Origin of the sequence: Mesorhizobium sp. M0938 (assembly GCF_040319125.1) — a bacterium.
In the GTDB taxonomy this organism is placed as follows: Bacteria; Pseudomonadota; Alphaproteobacteria; order Rhizobiales; family Rhizobiaceae; genus Mesorhizobium; species Mesorhizobium robiniae.
The window spans coordinates 489,854-504,688 of the sequence record NZ_JAMYNS010000001.1 but is presented as its reverse complement, the minus strand read 5'-3'; the positions used below and the strand labels follow the sequence as shown (position 1 = coordinate 504,688).

Genomic DNA, 14,835 nt, shown 5'->3' with positions numbered 1-14,835 from the left:
GGCGGTCCGTTCAGGCAGGCCACATGGCGTGGGAGGCGTTCAGCTTCTTCATCACCGGATGCTCCCGCAACCCGGCCCACAGGCGTTCGATGTTTGGCCGGGCGCTGGGGACCTTTTCAATTTCGGGATGCCAGGCCACCAGCATGATGAGATAGATGTCGGCCAGCGAGAGCCGGTCGCCGACGAGCCAGTCACGGCGTTCGAGGGCAGCATCGAGAATGGCCAAGCCGCGATCCATTTCCGAGATCGCCGCCTGCTTGACGGCGTCCACCCCGTCTGGATCGGCCGTGTAGCGATGAGCATAGAAGAACCGCAGGTCAGCTTGATAGATGGCCGACGACATGAACGTCATCCAGCGCAGGAAGTCGGCGCGATCAGGCGAGTTCGCTGCCGGCGCCAAGTTCGCTTCCGGGTGGCGCTCGGCAAGCAGGATGCAGATCGCCGCCGATTCGGTCATCGAGCTTCCGTCCGGCAAGACCAGGACCGGCACCTGGTTCAACGGGCTGATGTCGAGAAAGGCCTGGTCGGGCGAGGTCGACTTCGGAACGCCGATCTGGTCGAAAGGCACGCCCGCCAGTATCAGCGCCGCCTCGACGACAAAGCCGCCGGTGTTGGCACGGGTATAGAGTTTATACATGAATTCCTCCGCCAGCCGGTGCAAGGCCGGCGACGATCTGAACGGAAGCGCCGCTTTACTCAAGCGCGCGGCAGCCGCCACAGGTATTTTTTCAGCGGTCCAGCGAACTGCGATGTAAACCCTGGGCGTTATCGTTGGAAGCTGTCGCGAGACGAAGTGTCGAGGACCTAAGCCCCCAACCCCTCGAACAAGATCGTCGACAGATAGCGTTCGGCGAAGGATGGAATAACGACCACCAGGTTCTTGCCCTTGTTCTCCGGCCGCGAGCCGACGACGATCGCCGCCTGCAGGGCAGCGCCCGAGGAGATACCGACAGGGACGCCTTCGAGGCGGGCGACGAGCCGCGCATTGGCGACCGAATCCTCGTTGGAGACCTTGACGATCTCGTCATAGATCGTCGTGTCGAGGATCTTCGGCGCGAAGCCGGCGCCGATCCCCTGGATCTTGTGCGGGCCGGGCTGGCCGCCCGACAGCACCGGCGAGGCTTCCGGCTCGACGGCGACGACATGCACGGAGGGCTTGCGCTGCTTCAGCACCTGGCCAACGCCGGTGATGGTACCGCCGGTGCCGATGCCGGCGACCAAGATGTCGACCTCGCCTTGGGTGTCGTTCCAGATTTCCTCGGCCGTGGTGCGGCGGTGGATTTCCGGATTGGCCGGATTCTCGAACTGCTGCGGAATAACGGCGTCGGGCAGCGTCGCGGCCAGCTCGTCGGCCTTGGCGATAGCGCCCTTCATGCCTTTCGGACCTTCGGTCAGCACCAATTCGGCACCGAGCAACGCCAGCATCTTGCGGCGTTCCACCGACATCGTCTCCGGCATGGTCAGGATCAGCTTGTAGCCCTTGGCGGCGGCGGCGAAAGCGAGCGCGATGCCGGTGTTGCCCGAGGTCGGCTCGATCAGCGTGGTCCTGCCGGGCGCAATCCTGCCCGATGCCTCAAGCGCCTCGATCATCGAGACGCCGATGCGGTCCTTGACGGAGGCGATCGGGTTGAAGAATTCGAGCTTGGCCAGCAGATTGGCGACGACGCCCTTTTCATTGGCGAATTTGTCGAGCCGCACCAGCGGCGTGTCGCCGATCGTCTCGGTGATCGAATTGTAGATGCGGCCTCGGCCGGGCGCGTGCGCGGTGGTGGCGGGCTTGTTCATTGGTTTCGCTCCCAAGAGTTAGGCGGGCAAGAGTGAGGCAATTAAGTCTCGACCAGGCAGGATAAAGCCTTCGGCCGCGCAAGATAGTCTGCCGTTTGAAAATATCCGAGTAAGCCGCATGCCGAAAGCATCCTCGCCCCGGAAGAGCATTTCAGACGTGACCAAAAGTGGGCTATTGCCGGGCGGCGATGGCAGCGGCCGCTCCGACCATGAAGCCGGCGGCGGTGCGGTTGAGCGCCCTCAGCGCGCGCGGCGACTTCAGGAGCCCACGCGCCTTGGCTGCCAGCGCCAGATAAGGCACCAGCACCACCAGCAGCACGACAACCGTCAGTGCGACGAGGATGGCGTAATCGGCCAGCGTGATGGTCTTCAGATCGACGATGGTCGGCGTGATGGCGAGATAGAAGATCATCGTCTTCGGATTGCCAAGCGTGACGGCGAGGCCGGCGATAAAGCTCGACACCAACCCGCCTCTGCCTTTCTTCGCCTCTACCGTTTCGGGCGTGATGCCGCTCGTCCAGAAGCGCCAGCCAAGGAAGGCGAGATAGGCTACGCCCAGCCATTTGATGGCCAGGAAGGCCACGCCGAAGGTCTGCGCGATGATGGCGAGGCCGAGCACCACGGCGGTCAGATAGGTGAGATCGCCGAGCATCAGCCCGAAAGACATGGCGAGCGCCGAGCGAAAGCCGGAACCAAGTGCACGCGCAATAAGCGCGGTGAGTCCAGGGCCAGGAATGGCGGCGGCAATGCCGAGAGCCGCGCTATAGGCAAGGAATCCGGTGAGAGTCATGATTTCGGCCCTAGCGCATGACCCCGAAAATCGGAATCGATTTCAAGTCGTGCCTTGTCGCACAAAGGCAGGCAGGCATGAATTCCCTGAGAGACGGATTCGATTGCACCAGCGGAGTGCCGGGCGACCTCGCCGATCAAGACGGACTTTTGCCGTAAGTGACGCGCCAGATGGAACCGCTGCCGTCCTCGGTGACAATCAGTGCACCGTCCTTGGCCACTGCGACGCCGACCGGGCGGCCCCAAACCGCGTCATTGGAGACGACGAAGCCGGTCATGAAATCCTCATACTCGCCGGTCGGCTTGCCGTCCTTGAACATGAGCCGCACCACCTTGTAGCCTGTCCTTGTGCCGCGGTTCCACGAACCATGCAGGGTCACGAATGCGTCGCCCCGATAGTCGACCGGAAAGTTCTTGCCGTCGTAAAAGGCGATGTTGAGCGGCGCCGAATGCGCCTGCATCAGCACGTCGGGGATAGCGACCTTGCCGGCAAGGTCGGGGCGTTTGCCTCTGTGGCGCGGATCCTCATTGTCGCCGATATAATACCAGGGCCAGCCGTAGAAGGCGCCGCCCTTTATTTCAGTCGCAAATTCGAACGGCACGTTGTCGCCGAGCCCATCGCGCTCGTTGACGACGCACCAGAGCGCACCCGTCGCCGGCTGTACGGTCATGCCGGAGCAGTTACGCAGGCCGGTGGCGACGATCCGCCTGTTTTTGCCGTCGGGGTCGAACGCCAGCACATTGGCACGGCCTTCCTCCGAGCCCCAGATCGCTCCGAGCGGCTTTGCCTCAATCCACGCGTCGAGACCGCCATCCGGCTCAGCTCCGATCTTCTCGGCAGCATTCGAACCGGAACCGACCGACAGATAGAGCGTCTTGCCGTCCGCAGAGAAGGCGATGTCGCGGGTCAAGTGACCGTTCGAGGGAATGTTGGCGACGATGGTTTCCGGCTCGCCGGAGGCCTTCAGGTCGCCGTCCCGATAGGGGAAACGAACGATGCTGTTGCTGTTGGCGATGTAGACCCATTGCGGCTTGTCACCCGGCGGATAGAAGGCGATGCCGTAGGGGCGAGTGAGTTTCGTGGCGTAGGTCGATTTCTCGGCCGGTTTTGCGCTGTCCTCGGCGAGACGGTAAACCCGTATCTGGCCGGCTTTGCTGTTGGCGACGAACAGATCGCCATTCGGCGCAACACGGACGGCGCGCGGATTGTAGATGCCGGAGGCGATCATCTCGGCCGAGAAGCCCGGTGGCAGCAGTGGCCTGGCACCTTCGGGTATTTCGGCCCGGCCGGCGCCGTTCTTTACGGATTGGCTGACATTGGGCGCCGGCAGATCGTCTGGCCTGATCAGGCGTCGCACGCCCGGCCTGTCACCTTTCCAGCCGCCGAACGCGGCTTCGCCTTTCAGCACCTGTTGATCCGCTTGCTGGGCGAACGCTGCTGTCGCAAGAAACAAGGCGGCTGCAATGGCCGCAAAACCGCCAAATCGGATCAACCTGTCCTCCTAAACTTGGCTCCGATCCTGAGAAACTGGCTAGCTCGACGGTCGTTCCGGGTTGAGTGGTTCAGCACAAGCAAATCGCCGTTGGCTTTCAGGCTCAGTTTCCGGCCGCGTAGAAATCATCGTCGAGGCGTTTTTCCAACGCGACGAGATCGGCCGGCAGCGGCAGGCCCATGGCGCGCATTTCCCTCAGCTTTTCGCGCAGTTGCTCCTGCACTTCATGCTGATCCTCGGGCTGGTTGATCATTTGCTCGAGCAACAGGCTGATCTGGGCCTTGAATGATTCCAGCGCCATTTTTTCTCCTTGAGGTCCGGCCTAAGCGCATGCTGCGACGCGCCTGGGTTTTGTTTTATGCATGTCCCAAAACCGCTGCACTTTTGGGACGATATGCATTATCGCAGCATGCGGGAAATAAGCTGCGCGGTATAGTCGACCATCGGCACGATGCGGGCGTAGTTCAGACGGGTCGGGCCGATAACGCCGAGCGCCCCGATGACGCGGGCGTCCTTGTCGCGATAGGGCGCAACGACCAGCGACGAACCCGACAGCGAAAACAGCTTGTTCTCCGAGCCGATGAAGATGCGCACGCCCGACCCTTCTTCGGCAAGGTCGAGAAGCTGGATCAACCCGTCCTGTGTCTCCAGATCTTCGAACAAGTGCCGCAACAGCTCGATGTCGGCCTGGGCGGTGACGTTTTCCAGCAGATTGGCGCGGCCGCGCACGATGAGACGCGCCGGCAGGCCGCTCTCGGTGCCCGCCCAGACCGCGAGGCCCTTTTCGACCAGATCCTGCGACAGCGTGTCGAGGGCGGCCTTGGTCTCTTCCTTGAGGCGGGCGATCTCGATCCGCGCCTCGGCCAGCGTGCGGCCGCGGATGTGGGCATTGAGGAAGTTCGAGGCTTCATGCAATTGCGAGACGGTGACGCCGGCGGGCAGGTCGACGACGCGATTTTCGACGTCGCCGTTCTGCGACACCAGCACGGCCAGCGCCTTGGTCGGCTCGAGCTGGATGAATTCGATGTGCTTGAGCGCCACCTCGTTCTTGGCGGCAAGCACCAGGCCGGCGCCGCGCGACATGCCGGACAGCATCTGGCTGGCTTCGGTGAGCATGTGCTCCAGCGTCGCGCCCGAGCCGGAGGCGCGCACCTGCGCCTCGATGGTGCGGCGTTCCTCGTCGGAAAGATCGCCAAGCTCCATGAACGCATCGACGAAGAAGCGCAGGCCGGCCTGGGTCGGCAGCCGGCCGGCCGAGATATGCGGCGCGTAAATCAGGCCGAGATGCTCGAGATCGCTCATCACGTTGCGGATCGTGGCCGGCGACAGCGACGACGGCAGGATACGCGACAGGCTGCGTGAGCCGACCGGCTCTCCGTCCTTCAGATAGGAATCGACGATGCGCCGAAAGATGTCGCGCGAACGCATGTCGAGCGACTGGAGTGCGGGCGATTGAAGCAGGGGCGACTGCGAACTGGGATCGACTGCCTTGGTCATTCGGGCCAAAATCCTCCGGCCCAAAGATATAGACTTCGGCCGCGCCCGCGCAACCGGCCATTTTCCTTTGCGCCTTGCGCACCATGCGGCTACAAGCCGGCCACGATTCCGAAAAAGATAGGAAAAAAGCCTGAATGCGCCCTTCCAAACGCCAATTCGACGAAATGCGCGCCATCTCCTTCGAGCGCGGCGTCTCCAAGCACGCGGAAGGTTCGTGCCTGGTGAAGTTCGGCGACACGCATGTGCTGTGTACGGCCAGCCTTGAGGAAAAGGTGCCGGGCTGGATGCGCAATTCCGGCAAGGGCTGGGTGACGGCGGAATACGGCATGCTGCCGCGCTCGACCGGCGAACGCATGCGCCGCGAAGCTTCGTCCGGCAAGCAAGGCGGCCGCACGCTGGAAATCCAGCGGCTGATTGGCCGTTCCCTGCGTGCCGTGGTCGATCTGCAGGCGCTCGGCGAACAGCAGATCACCGTCGACTGCGACGTGATCCAGGCCGATGGCGGCACGCGCACGGCCTCGATCACCGGCGGCTGGGTGGCGCTCTACGACTGCCTGCGCTGGATGGAAGCCCGGCAGATGGCCAGCGTCGCCAAGGTGCTGAAGGACCATGTCGCGGCTATCTCCTGCGGCATCCATGACGGCCAGCCGGTCATTGACCTCGACTACCTCGAGGACTCCTCGGCCGGCACCGACGCCAATTTTGTCATGACCGGCAAGGGCGGCATCGTCGAGATCCAAGGCACCGCCGAAGGCGAGCCTTTCTCGGAAGAGCAGTTCACGGCGCTGATGGAACTGGCCAAGAAGGGCATTGCGCGACTGGTCAGCCTGCAGCAGATGGCTGTGGCTTAGCCATCGGTTCTGTCATGACCCCTTCCGCCATCCTCGAATCAGCCCTCTACGTGACCGACCTCGATGCCGCGGAAAACTTCTATTCCAGCGTCCTCGGGCTCGATCTGCTCGGCAAGGTCGACGGCAGGCATCTTTTCTTCCGCTGCGGGAACGGGGTGCTGCTCATCTTCAACGCCGAGGCGACCAAGGTGCCGCCGGCGCCCGATGCCAGGCTGAAAGTGCCGCCGCACGGCGCTGTCGGCGACGGCCATCTGTGCTTTGCCGCAAGCGCGGACGAGATTCTCCGCTGGAAAGCGCATCTGGAGGAGAAGAAAATCGCTATCGAAAGCGAGTTCGAATGGCCGCAGGGCGGCCGCTCGATCTATATTCGCGACCCCTCCGGCAATTCAATCGAATTCGCCGAACCAAGAATCTGGGGCATCTGATGCAATCACTTGATGGACATGAGATCGTCGTTGCCAGCCACAATGCCGGCAAGCTGCGCGAATTCGCCGATCTGATGGCGCCATTCGGCATAGATGCGAAGTCGGCCAAGGAATACGGCCTGCCGGAGCCGGACGAGACCGGCACCACCTTCGAGGAGAACGCCTATATCAAGGCATTTGCCGCCGCCAAGGCGACAGGTCTGCCGGCATTGTCGGACGATTCCGGCCTGTGTGTCGATGCACTGGGCGGAGCGCCCGGCGTCTACACCGCCAACTGGGCCGAGGCGCCGGACGGGTCCCGCGACTTCGGCATGGCGATGCAGCGGGCGGAAGTGGCGTTGCAGGACGTCGGCGCGGTCGCGCCTGCGCAGCGCAAGGGCCGCTTCGTCGCCGTCATCTGCCTGGCCTTTCCCGACGGCGCGGCCGAATATTTCCGCGGCGAGGTCGAGGGCACGCTGGTGTGGCCGCCCCGCGGCGAACTCGGCTTCGGCTACGACCCCGTGTTCGTGCCGGACGGTTTCGAAAAGACCTTCGGCGAGATGACCGCGGAGGAAAAACATGGCTGGAAGCCCGGCCAGCCGACGGCGTTGTCGCACCGCGCCCGCGCTTTCCAGAAATTCGCGCAAGCCAGGCTGGATTTGGCACGATCGGGCGTGAAATGACCATGCTGCTCGACCGCAGCCCCGGCTTCGGCGTCTACATCCACTGGCCGTTCTGCGCAGCCAAGTGCCCATATTGCGACTTCAACAGTCATGTCCGCCACCAGCCGGTCGACCAGGAGCGTTTTGCGCACGCCTTCGAGACCGAGCTTGCGACCATGCGCGACCGCACCGGACCACGCGAGGTGACCAGCATTTTTCTCGGCGGCGGCACGCCATCGCTGATGAAGCCGGAAACCGTGGCGGCCGTGCTGGACGCGGTGGCGAAGAACTGGACGGTGCCTGCCGGCATCGAGGTGACGCTGGAAGCCAACCCCTCCTCGGTCGAGGCCGAGCGCTTTCGCGGCTACCGGACGGCAGGCGTCAACCGGGTGTCGCTCGGCGTGCAGGCGCTGAACGACAAGGATCTGCGCTTCCTCGGACGGCTGCACAATGTCGACGAAGCGCTGCATGCGATCGGCCTGGCGCGTGAGATCTTTCCGCGGCTGTCCTTCGACCTGATCTACGCGCGGCCCGGCCAGACACCGGAGGCATGGCAGGCGGAGCTCGAGCAGGCGATCGGCCACGCCGCCGACCATCTGTCGCTCTACCAGCTGACCATCGAGGAAGGCACGCCGTTCCACGCGCTGCATGCGGCCAGGAAATTCGCCATTCCCGACAACGACCTTGCCGCCGACCTCTATGCGCTGACGCAAGAGATCACTGCCGCGCATGGGCTGCCCGCCTATGAGATTTCCAACCACGCCAGATCAGGTGCCGAAAGCCGGCACAATCTCACCTATTGGCGCTATGGCGAATATGTCGGCGTCGGTCCCGGCGCGCATGGCCGCTTCGTCGAAAACGGCCGCCGCGTGGTGACGATCGCAGAGAAAATGCCGGAGACCTGGGCCAATCTGGTCGAGGCCAAGGGCCATGGCATCACTGGCGGCGAGATTCTGACACGCTCGGAAGAGGCCGACGAGTTCCTGCTGATGGGGTTGAGGCTGGCCGAGGGCATCGATCTTTCGCGCTACGAAGCGTTTTCTGGCCGCGGCCTGTCGACCGCAAGACTGTCGATGCTGCAGGGTGAAGGACTGGTGGCGCCGATCGGCAATGCCCGCCTGCGCGCCACGCCGGCCGGCATGATCGTGCTCGATGCGGTGGTGGCGGATCTGGCGCGGTAGAGCATGATCCCGAACCGGAGGTCCGCGTCAGCGAGAAATGGAAACTGGTTTTCGGACCAGATCATGCTCAAACCAGAAGATGGCATCCGTTGAAGAACGTCCTCTTCATCTGCAGCCAAAACCGTTTGCGCAGCCCGACCGCGGAGCAGGTGTTTTCCGGCCGCAGGGATATCGAAGTCGCATCGGCCGGCACCAACCACGATGCCGATACTCCGCTGACGCACGAACTCGTTTCGTGGGCCGATATCATCTTCGTCATGGAAAAGGCGCACCGCGCCAAACTGCAGAAGAAATTCAAGGCCAGCCTGAGGAAGGCTCGCGTGATCTGCCTCGATATTCCGGACGACTATGAGTTCATGGATCCGGGCCTGATGCGTCTGCTGGAGGCGCGCGTCTCGAAGTACCTGGGTTGAATGATGTGGTTGAGCGTTTCAACCCGCGCTTTCGTCATCCTCGGGTCTGCGCGGCTTCGCTCCTGCTCCGCCCAGGATAACGAGGAGAGAAGTGTCTCGGCCAATCGCGGGGTTGCGATAGTCAGCCGTCGTGCTTGTGGCGGCGCTTGACGTGATCTTTCTCAGCGTCCGCTTCACCGGAGCGAGCCGGCTTGGCGTCGCCCTTGTCGCGGCGGGCGCGGTTTTGATCGCTTAGGGGATGTGACGGTGCTCCATTGCGGGAGCTTTTCGTTTCAAGGCGGGTGATGAAAATGTCGAAGCGATTGGGCATCGTCTGGTCAGTGCTCCATCGTGCTGCCGGTGCCGGTCGAGGGCTCGATTTCCAGGCTGGTTGCCTTTGAAGGACGACGCTTTCGCGGCTTTTTGGCCAAGCCGGCGCCAGCTTTGGCAGGCTGGCCCTTGTCCTTTCGCGCGGCAAAGCGCTTGCGCCCTGCATAGTAGGGTTCGAAAACGTCTTGTATCTTGAGACTGTCCATCCTGCTCCTCCCGAGATCAGGGGTAAATACGCCGGGCACGGTTTCGTTCCGTACTATGGCAAAGGCATGGCGGCTGCTTCACTTCGGCACGGGTTTTGCAACCGCGCGTCAGCCGTGCCAAACAGGTCCAAATGCATGCAAGCAGCTTGAGGACAGCGGTGACCGGCGACAAACGCAGCTATGTGATCGGCCAGACTGAGATGTCAGCCCGGCCGCTCGAGCCGGCGCTCTATCTGGTGGCGACACCGATCGGCAATCTGGCCGACATCACGCTGCGGGCGCTGGAAACGCTGGCTGCCGCCGACATCGTCGCCTGCGAGGACACGCGGGTCAGCCGCGTGTTGCTCGACCGCTACGGCATCCGCCGCCGCACCACGGCCTATCACGAGCATAATGCCGGCGAGGCCGGGCCTAAGCTGATCGCGGCACTCGAAGCCGGGCAGAGCGTGGCGCTGATCTCGGACGCCGGCACGCCGCTCATCTCCGATCCCGGCTACCGGCTGGTCGGCGAGGCCCTCGACCAGGGCATTCGCGTCGTGCCGATCCCCGGCCCGTCGGCGCCGCTTGCGGCGCTGACGGCCTCCGGCCTGCCCTCCGACGCGTTTCTGTTTGCCGGCTTCCTGCCGGTGAAGACCGGGCAGCGGCTGACGCGGCTGGAAGCGCTGAAAACCGTGCCGGCGACGCTGGTCTTCTTCGAATCGCCGCGCCGGCTGGCCGAGACGCTCAGCGCCATGGTCGAGTCGCTGGGTGGCGCCCGCAAGGCTGCGATCGGCCGCGAACTGACCAAGACCTTCGAGGAAATGCGGACCGGCACCTTGCAGTCGCTCGCCGACCATTATGCGGCGGCCGACACGCCGAAGGGCGAAATCGTCATCTGCGTCGGCCCGTCGGAAGCAACGGCCGACGAGCCTGAAGACATCGACCGGCTTCTGCTTTCGCTTGCCGCCGAGATGCCGGCATCCAAGGCAGCGGCGGAAGCCGCCAAAATGACCGGCGGCCAGAAGCAGGCACTTTACCGGCGGCTGCTGGAACTTAAGGATGCCGGGCAGAACGGAGAGATCGGGGAAGAGGGTGACACCGGGAAAGACGGGGATGGCTGAACGCCCGGTCGCCAGCCGCCGGCAGGCCTATCGGCGCGGCCATCGCAGTGAGTGGCTGGCAGCGGCAGCATTGATGGTGAAGGGCTACCGGATACTGGCGCGCCGCCACCGCACGCGGTTCGGCGAGATCGACCTGATCGCGCGCCGCGGCGACCTGGTGCTGATCGTTGAAGTGAAGGCGCGCCGCACGCTGATGGAAGCGATGGAGGCTATTGCTTACGAGTCGGAGCGCCGCATCGAAAGCGCTGCCGATCTCTGGCTGTCGCGACAGTCCGACTATGGAAGATTGTCGGTGCGCTTCGACATGGTGGCAGTTCTGCCCTGGCGCTGGCCGGTGCATGTCGAGAATGTTTTCTACGGGCGGAACTAACCGCAAACCTGCCTGCGCTGGATCACCCCCAGATCATCAGCGCAACCAAGCCGACGGTGCCGATGACCAGCCGCCACCAGCCGAACAGTGAATAGCCGTGGCGCGAGACGTAGTTGAGCAGGAAGCGCACGACGATAAGCGCCGCGACAAAGGCCGCGATGAAACCGGCGGCGATGACCGGTAGGTCGGCGCTGGTCAGCACATTGCGGTTCTTGAAGAGGTCGAAGGCGAAGGCGCCGACCATCGTCGGCATGGCGAGGAAGAAGGAGAATTCCGCAGCCGCCCGCTTGTCGACGCCCAGAAGCAGCGCGCCGACGATCGTCGAGCCGGAGCGCGACGTGCCGGGGATCAGCGAAAGGCACTGGAACAGTCCGATCTGTAGATAGAGCCTGAGCGGAAACCGCTCGACGTCGTGGTAGAGCGGCTTCGGTTTGAATCGATCCACCCACAGCAGGACCACGCCGCCGATAATCAGCATGACGCAGATCAGCCTCGGCGATTCAAACAGCACCGTCTTGATGAAACCATGCGCCAGCGCGCCGATGACGGCCGCCGGCAGGAATGCGACGAGGATGCCGAGGACGAAATGCCGCGTCACCCGGTCACGCGGCAGTTCGACCAGCATCTGCCACAGACGATGGAAATAGACGCTGAGAATCGCCAGGATGGCGCCAAGCTGGATCAGGATCTCGAAGGCCTTGCCGGTCGAGTGGAAGCCAAGAAAATGGCCGGCAAGCAGGATATGGCCGGTCGACGAGACCGGAATGAACTCAGTCAGGCCCTCGATCATGCCGAGCAGCAGCGCTTCGACGATGGTCTGGCTTTCCATGGAAACCTCGGTGTTCGAGTGAGGGCTTGAAAAACGGCTTGCGAAAGGGCTTGCAAAAGGGCTTGCTTGTCATGGCGCGGAACTCCTCCTATAGGTCGCAGCACCCTGACGGCCCTTTTGAATCGGGGCGGCCAAGACTTACCGGCGCAGCCGGCGATTTGCCAGTGCGCTCTATTATCGCGGGACCATGCTGACGCTTTTCCACCACCCGATGTTCGCCTCCTGCCGGTTCGTACGCCTCGCTTTCGGCGAATATGGCGAAGAGCTGGCGCTGATCGAGGAAAAGCCGTGGACGCGGCGCAAGGAGTTCCTGGCGCTGAACCCGGCCGGCACGCTGCCGATCCTGCTTGCCGAGGGCGACGTGCCGATCGTCGGCGCCATGGTCATCGGCGAATATCTCGACGAGACGCGCGGCGTGCTCAAGCGTGACAAGCGGCTGTTCGCCGAGGATCCGATGGGGCGCGCCGAAATCCGCCGACTGACCGACTGGTATCTCAACAAGGCCGATAGCGAGGTGACGCGGCATCTCGTGCGCGAGCGCGTGCTGAAGCCGGTCATGCCGGAAACGGCGGGCGGCGGTTCGCCCGATTCGGCGGCGATCCGTGCCGCGCGCGCCAATATCCGCCAGCACATGAAATATACCAATTGGCTGGCCGGCACACGCCATTGGCTGGCCGGCAGCAAAGTCACCTATGCCGACCTCGCTGCGGCGGCGGCGCTGTCTGTGCTCGACTATCTCGGCGAGATCGACTGGCGCGAACATGCTGCTGCGCGCGAATGGTATGCACGGGTGAAATCACGGCCATCGTTCCGGCCGCTTTTGTCCGACCGGGTGCGCGGCCTGTCGCCGGTGTCACATTATGCGGACCTCGATTTCTAAAGCGGAAAAACTGCGCGCGCTGATCGACCGCGAGGCACGGCGCGCCGGTTTCGATGCCGTTGCCTTTACCACTCCCGATGCTATCCCGCAGGCGCCGGCCCGACTTGCCGCATTCGTCGCCGACGGCTTCCACGGCTCGATGGGCTGGATCGCCGAGACGCTCGAACGCAGGGGCGAGCCGACAGCACTTTGGCCCGAGGTTCGCTCCATCATTGTGCTGGCCATGAACTATGGCCCCGACCACGACCCGCGCGCGGTCCTGGTGAAGCGTGACCGCGGCGCGATTTCCGTCTATGCGCAGAACCGCGATTACCACGACGTGATGAAGGGCCGGCTGAAAGAGATCGCCGGCAAGATCGTGGCCCGCACCGGCGGCGACGTAAAAGTGTTCGTCGACACCGCCCCGGTGATGGAAAAGCCGCTGGCAGAAGCCGCCGGCCTCGGCTGGCAAGGCAAGCACACCAATCTGGTCAGCCGCGAGCACGGCTCCTGGCTGTTCCTCGGCACCATCTTCACGACGGCCGAGCTTGCGCCCGATACGCCCGAGGTCAACCATTGCGGCTCGTGCCGCGCCTGTCTCGACATTTGCCCGACCGACGCCTTTCCCGCGCCCTACCGGCTCGATGCGCGACGCTGCATCTCCTATCTCACTATCGAGAACAAGGGGCCGATCCCGCACGAGTTCCGGGAAAAGATCGGCAACCGCATCTATGGCTGCGACGACTGTCTGGCCGCCTGCCCGTGGAACAAGTTTGCCCGAACGGCGTCGGAGGCAAAGCTCGTCGCCCGCGCGGATCTGCGCGAGCCGGCGCTCGCCGATCTCTTGGCGCTCGACGACGCGGCTTTCCGGTCCTTCTTCACCGGTTCGCCGATCAAGCGCATCGGTCGCGACCGCTTCGTCCGCAATGTGCTGATGGCGGCCGGCAATTCCGGCGATGCCTCGCTCGGCAACGCCGTGCGTGCGCTGCTGGGCGATGCCTCGCCCCTCGTGCGCGGGGCGGCGGTATGGGCGCTGTCACGGCTTGTGCCTGAGACCGAATTTGCCAAACGTGCCACCGCTGCAGTGAAAGCGGAAAGCGACGAGGCCGTGCAACGCGAATGGCGCCTGGCGCTGGCAGATCAAATCGAGGCGCATGCATGAGCGAGAAGCAGATTTTCATTTTCGGCGCCGGCTATTCGGGGAGGGCATTCGCCCGCGCCAGCAAGGATGCCGCGACAACTGTCTTCGGCACGACGCGCTCGCCGGAGAAATTCGAATCGTTGCGGCAAGCCGGAACCCAGCCGCTGCTTTTCGATGGCGCGCTGACGCCAGAAATTGGCGACGCGCTCGAGAAAACAACCCATCTCGTCGTCTCGGTGGCACCGGAAGAGGCCGGCGACCCGGTGCTGAATGCGGCGCGTGAGACGATCACGAGGAAGACGCCGGCGCTAAAATGGATCGCCTATCTCTCCACCGTTGGCGTCTATGGCGACCATGGCGGTGGCTGGGTGGATGAGACCGCCGAATGCCGGCCGGTGTCGAAGCGCTCGATGATGCGTGTCGCCGCCGAGCAGGATTGGCTGAAACTGGGTCGGGACATCGGCCGGCCGGTGGCGGTCCTGCGCCTTTCCGGCATTTACGGGCCAGGCCGCAATGCCCTGGTCAATCTGAAAAACGGCACCGCGCGGCGGCTGGTCAAGCCAGGCCAGGTGTTCAACCGCATCCATTGCGACGACATTGCCGGGGCGCTCTGGCATTTGATCGGAGACGATCGCGGCGGCATCTTCAACATCACCGACGACCTGCCGGCGCCGCCACAGGACGTCGTCGCCTACGCCGCGGGGCTGATGGGAATCGAGCCGCCACCCGAAATTCCGTTCGAGACCGCCCAACTTTCGCCCATGGCGCGGTCCTTCTATGGCGAGAACAAGCGTGTCGCCAACACGGCGATCAAGGCGGCCGGCTATCGCTTTCGCTTTCCCGACTACCGCTCGGCCTTCGACCAAATGTGGGCTGACGGCAACTGGCGCGACGGCGAGGCGCGCAGCCCGATGAAGCGGTCGTGATCGAAACTGCGCGCCGGGCG

At 63.7% G+C, this 14,835-nt stretch carries 19 protein-coding genes; 10 read left to right on the top strand and 9 right to left on the bottom strand.

Features of this window, described 5'->3' with window-relative positions:
* Window positions 1-10 precede the first annotated feature (10 nt).
* The 6 genes from NKH73_RS02430 to hrcA form a co-directional block, all read right to left on the bottom strand.
* On the bottom strand, window positions 11-637 hold the full coding sequence (locus tag NKH73_RS02430) for a glutathione S-transferase family protein (RefSeq protein ID WP_352927515.1): 627 nt from the start codon (window positions 635-637) through the stop codon (window positions 11-13).
* A 167-nt stretch (window positions 638-804) separates the two neighbouring features.
* Window positions 805-1,785 (bottom strand): cysteine synthase A, encoded by a 981-nt coding sequence (gene cysK / locus NKH73_RS02425; RefSeq protein WP_352927513.1) that lies wholly within the window; start codon window positions 1,783-1,785, stop codon window positions 805-807.
* A gap of 172 nt (window positions 1,786-1,957) precedes the next feature.
* Entirely contained in the window at window positions 1,958-2,575 is a 618-nt protein-coding gene (locus tag NKH73_RS02420; RefSeq protein WP_352927511.1) for a LysE family translocator, read from the bottom strand.
* Window positions 2,576-2,711: 136 nt separating this feature from the next.
* Complete coding sequence (locus NKH73_RS02415) at window positions 2,712-4,067, bottom strand: PQQ-dependent sugar dehydrogenase (RefSeq protein ID WP_352927508.1); 1,356 nt, start codon at window positions 4,065-4,067, stop codon at window positions 2,712-2,714.
* 103 nt (window positions 4,068-4,170) lie between these two features.
* Window positions 4,171-4,368, bottom strand: a complete 198-nt coding sequence (locus NKH73_RS02410; RefSeq protein ID WP_029347942.1) for a hypothetical protein — start codon at window positions 4,366-4,368, stop codon at window positions 4,171-4,173.
* A 98-nt stretch (window positions 4,369-4,466) separates the two neighbouring features.
* The gene (gene hrcA, locus NKH73_RS02405; RefSeq protein ID WP_352927502.1) at window positions 4,467-5,564 is read right to left on the bottom strand and encodes a heat-inducible transcriptional repressor HrcA; all 1,098 of its coding nucleotides are present in this window, start codon (window positions 5,562-5,564) and stop codon (window positions 4,467-4,469) included.
* 134 nt (window positions 5,565-5,698) lie between these two features.
* Between hrcA and rph the strand changes: the two genes are divergently transcribed.
* From rph to NKH73_RS02380, 5 genes are all read left to right on the top strand, one after another.
* Window positions 5,699-6,415, top strand: coding sequence for a ribonuclease PH (gene rph / locus NKH73_RS02400; protein ID WP_352927500.1), 717 nt, complete (start codon window positions 5,699-5,701; stop codon window positions 6,413-6,415).
* Window positions 6,416-6,429: 14 nt separating this feature from the next.
* Entirely contained in the window at window positions 6,430-6,840 is a 411-nt protein-coding gene (locus NKH73_RS02395; protein WP_352927497.1) for a VOC family protein, read from the top strand.
* On the top strand, window positions 6,840-7,502 hold the full coding sequence (gene rdgB, locus NKH73_RS02390; protein WP_352927495.1) for an RdgB/HAM1 family non-canonical purine NTP pyrophosphatase: 663 nt from the start codon (window positions 6,840-6,842) through the stop codon (window positions 7,500-7,502). Before NKH73_RS02395 ends, rdgB begins: the two co-directional genes overlap by 1 nt.
* On the top strand, window positions 7,499-8,662 hold the full coding sequence (hemW, locus tag NKH73_RS02385; RefSeq protein ID WP_352927492.1) for a radical SAM family heme chaperone HemW: 1,164 nt from the start codon (window positions 7,499-7,501) through the stop codon (window positions 8,660-8,662). Before rdgB ends, hemW begins: the two co-directional genes overlap by 4 nt.
* Window positions 8,663-8,751: 89 nt before the next feature.
* Complete coding sequence (locus NKH73_RS02380; protein ID WP_352927489.1) at window positions 8,752-9,075, top strand: low molecular weight protein tyrosine phosphatase family protein; 324 nt, start codon at window positions 8,752-8,754, stop codon at window positions 9,073-9,075.
* Between the two features lie 121 nt (window positions 9,076-9,196).
* Here the strand turns inward: NKH73_RS02380 and NKH73_RS02375 are convergent, their stop codons facing one another.
* Together NKH73_RS02375 and NKH73_RS02370 are read right to left on the bottom strand one after the other, a co-directional pair.
* A complete protein-coding gene (locus NKH73_RS02375) occupies window positions 9,197-9,385 on the bottom strand; it encodes a hypothetical protein (protein WP_352927486.1) in 189 nt (62 codons plus the stop codon).
* A 7-nt stretch (window positions 9,386-9,392) separates the two neighbouring features.
* Window positions 9,393-9,590 (bottom strand): hypothetical protein, encoded by a 198-nt coding sequence (locus NKH73_RS02370; protein ID WP_352927484.1) that lies wholly within the window; start codon window positions 9,588-9,590, stop codon window positions 9,393-9,395.
* A gap of 158 nt (window positions 9,591-9,748) precedes the next feature.
* On the opposite strand from NKH73_RS02370, the gene rsmI reads away from it, so the two are divergent.
* Together rsmI and NKH73_RS02360 are read left to right on the top strand one after the other, a co-directional pair.
* Entirely contained in the window at window positions 9,749-10,690 is a 942-nt protein-coding gene (gene rsmI / locus NKH73_RS02365; RefSeq protein WP_352927481.1) for a 16S rRNA (cytidine(1402)-2'-O)-methyltransferase, read from the top strand.
* A complete protein-coding gene (locus tag NKH73_RS02360) occupies window positions 10,683-11,060 on the top strand; it encodes a YraN family protein (RefSeq protein WP_126104219.1) in 378 nt (125 codons plus the stop codon). Before rsmI ends, NKH73_RS02360 begins: the two co-directional genes overlap by 8 nt.
* Before the next feature lie 22 nt (window positions 11,061-11,082).
* On the opposite strand, the gene NKH73_RS02355 is transcribed toward NKH73_RS02360, so the two are convergent.
* Entirely contained in the window at window positions 11,083-11,889 is an 807-nt protein-coding gene (locus NKH73_RS02355) for an undecaprenyl-diphosphate phosphatase (RefSeq protein ID WP_352927477.1), read from the bottom strand.
* A 187-nt stretch (window positions 11,890-12,076) separates the two neighbouring features.
* On the opposite strand from NKH73_RS02355, the gene NKH73_RS02350 reads away from it, so the two are divergent.
* The 3 genes from NKH73_RS02350 to NKH73_RS02340 are packed head-to-tail and all read left to right on the top strand — an operon-like array spanning window position 12,077 to window position 14,815.
* The gene (locus NKH73_RS02350; RefSeq protein WP_352927473.1) at window positions 12,077-12,769 is read left to right on the top strand and encodes a glutathione S-transferase family protein; all 693 of its coding nucleotides are present in this window, start codon (window positions 12,077-12,079) and stop codon (window positions 12,767-12,769) included.
* Entirely contained in the window at window positions 12,750-13,910 is a 1,161-nt protein-coding gene (gene queG, locus NKH73_RS02345; protein WP_352927471.1) for a tRNA epoxyqueuosine(34) reductase QueG, read from the top strand. The genes NKH73_RS02350 and queG overlap by 20 nt, the downstream gene beginning before the upstream one ends.
* Window positions 13,907-14,815, top strand: coding sequence for an SDR family oxidoreductase (locus NKH73_RS02340; protein ID WP_352927468.1), 909 nt, complete (start codon window positions 13,907-13,909; stop codon window positions 14,813-14,815). The genes queG and NKH73_RS02340 overlap by 4 nt, the downstream gene beginning before the upstream one ends.
* Window positions 14,816-14,835: the final 20 nt, after the last annotated feature.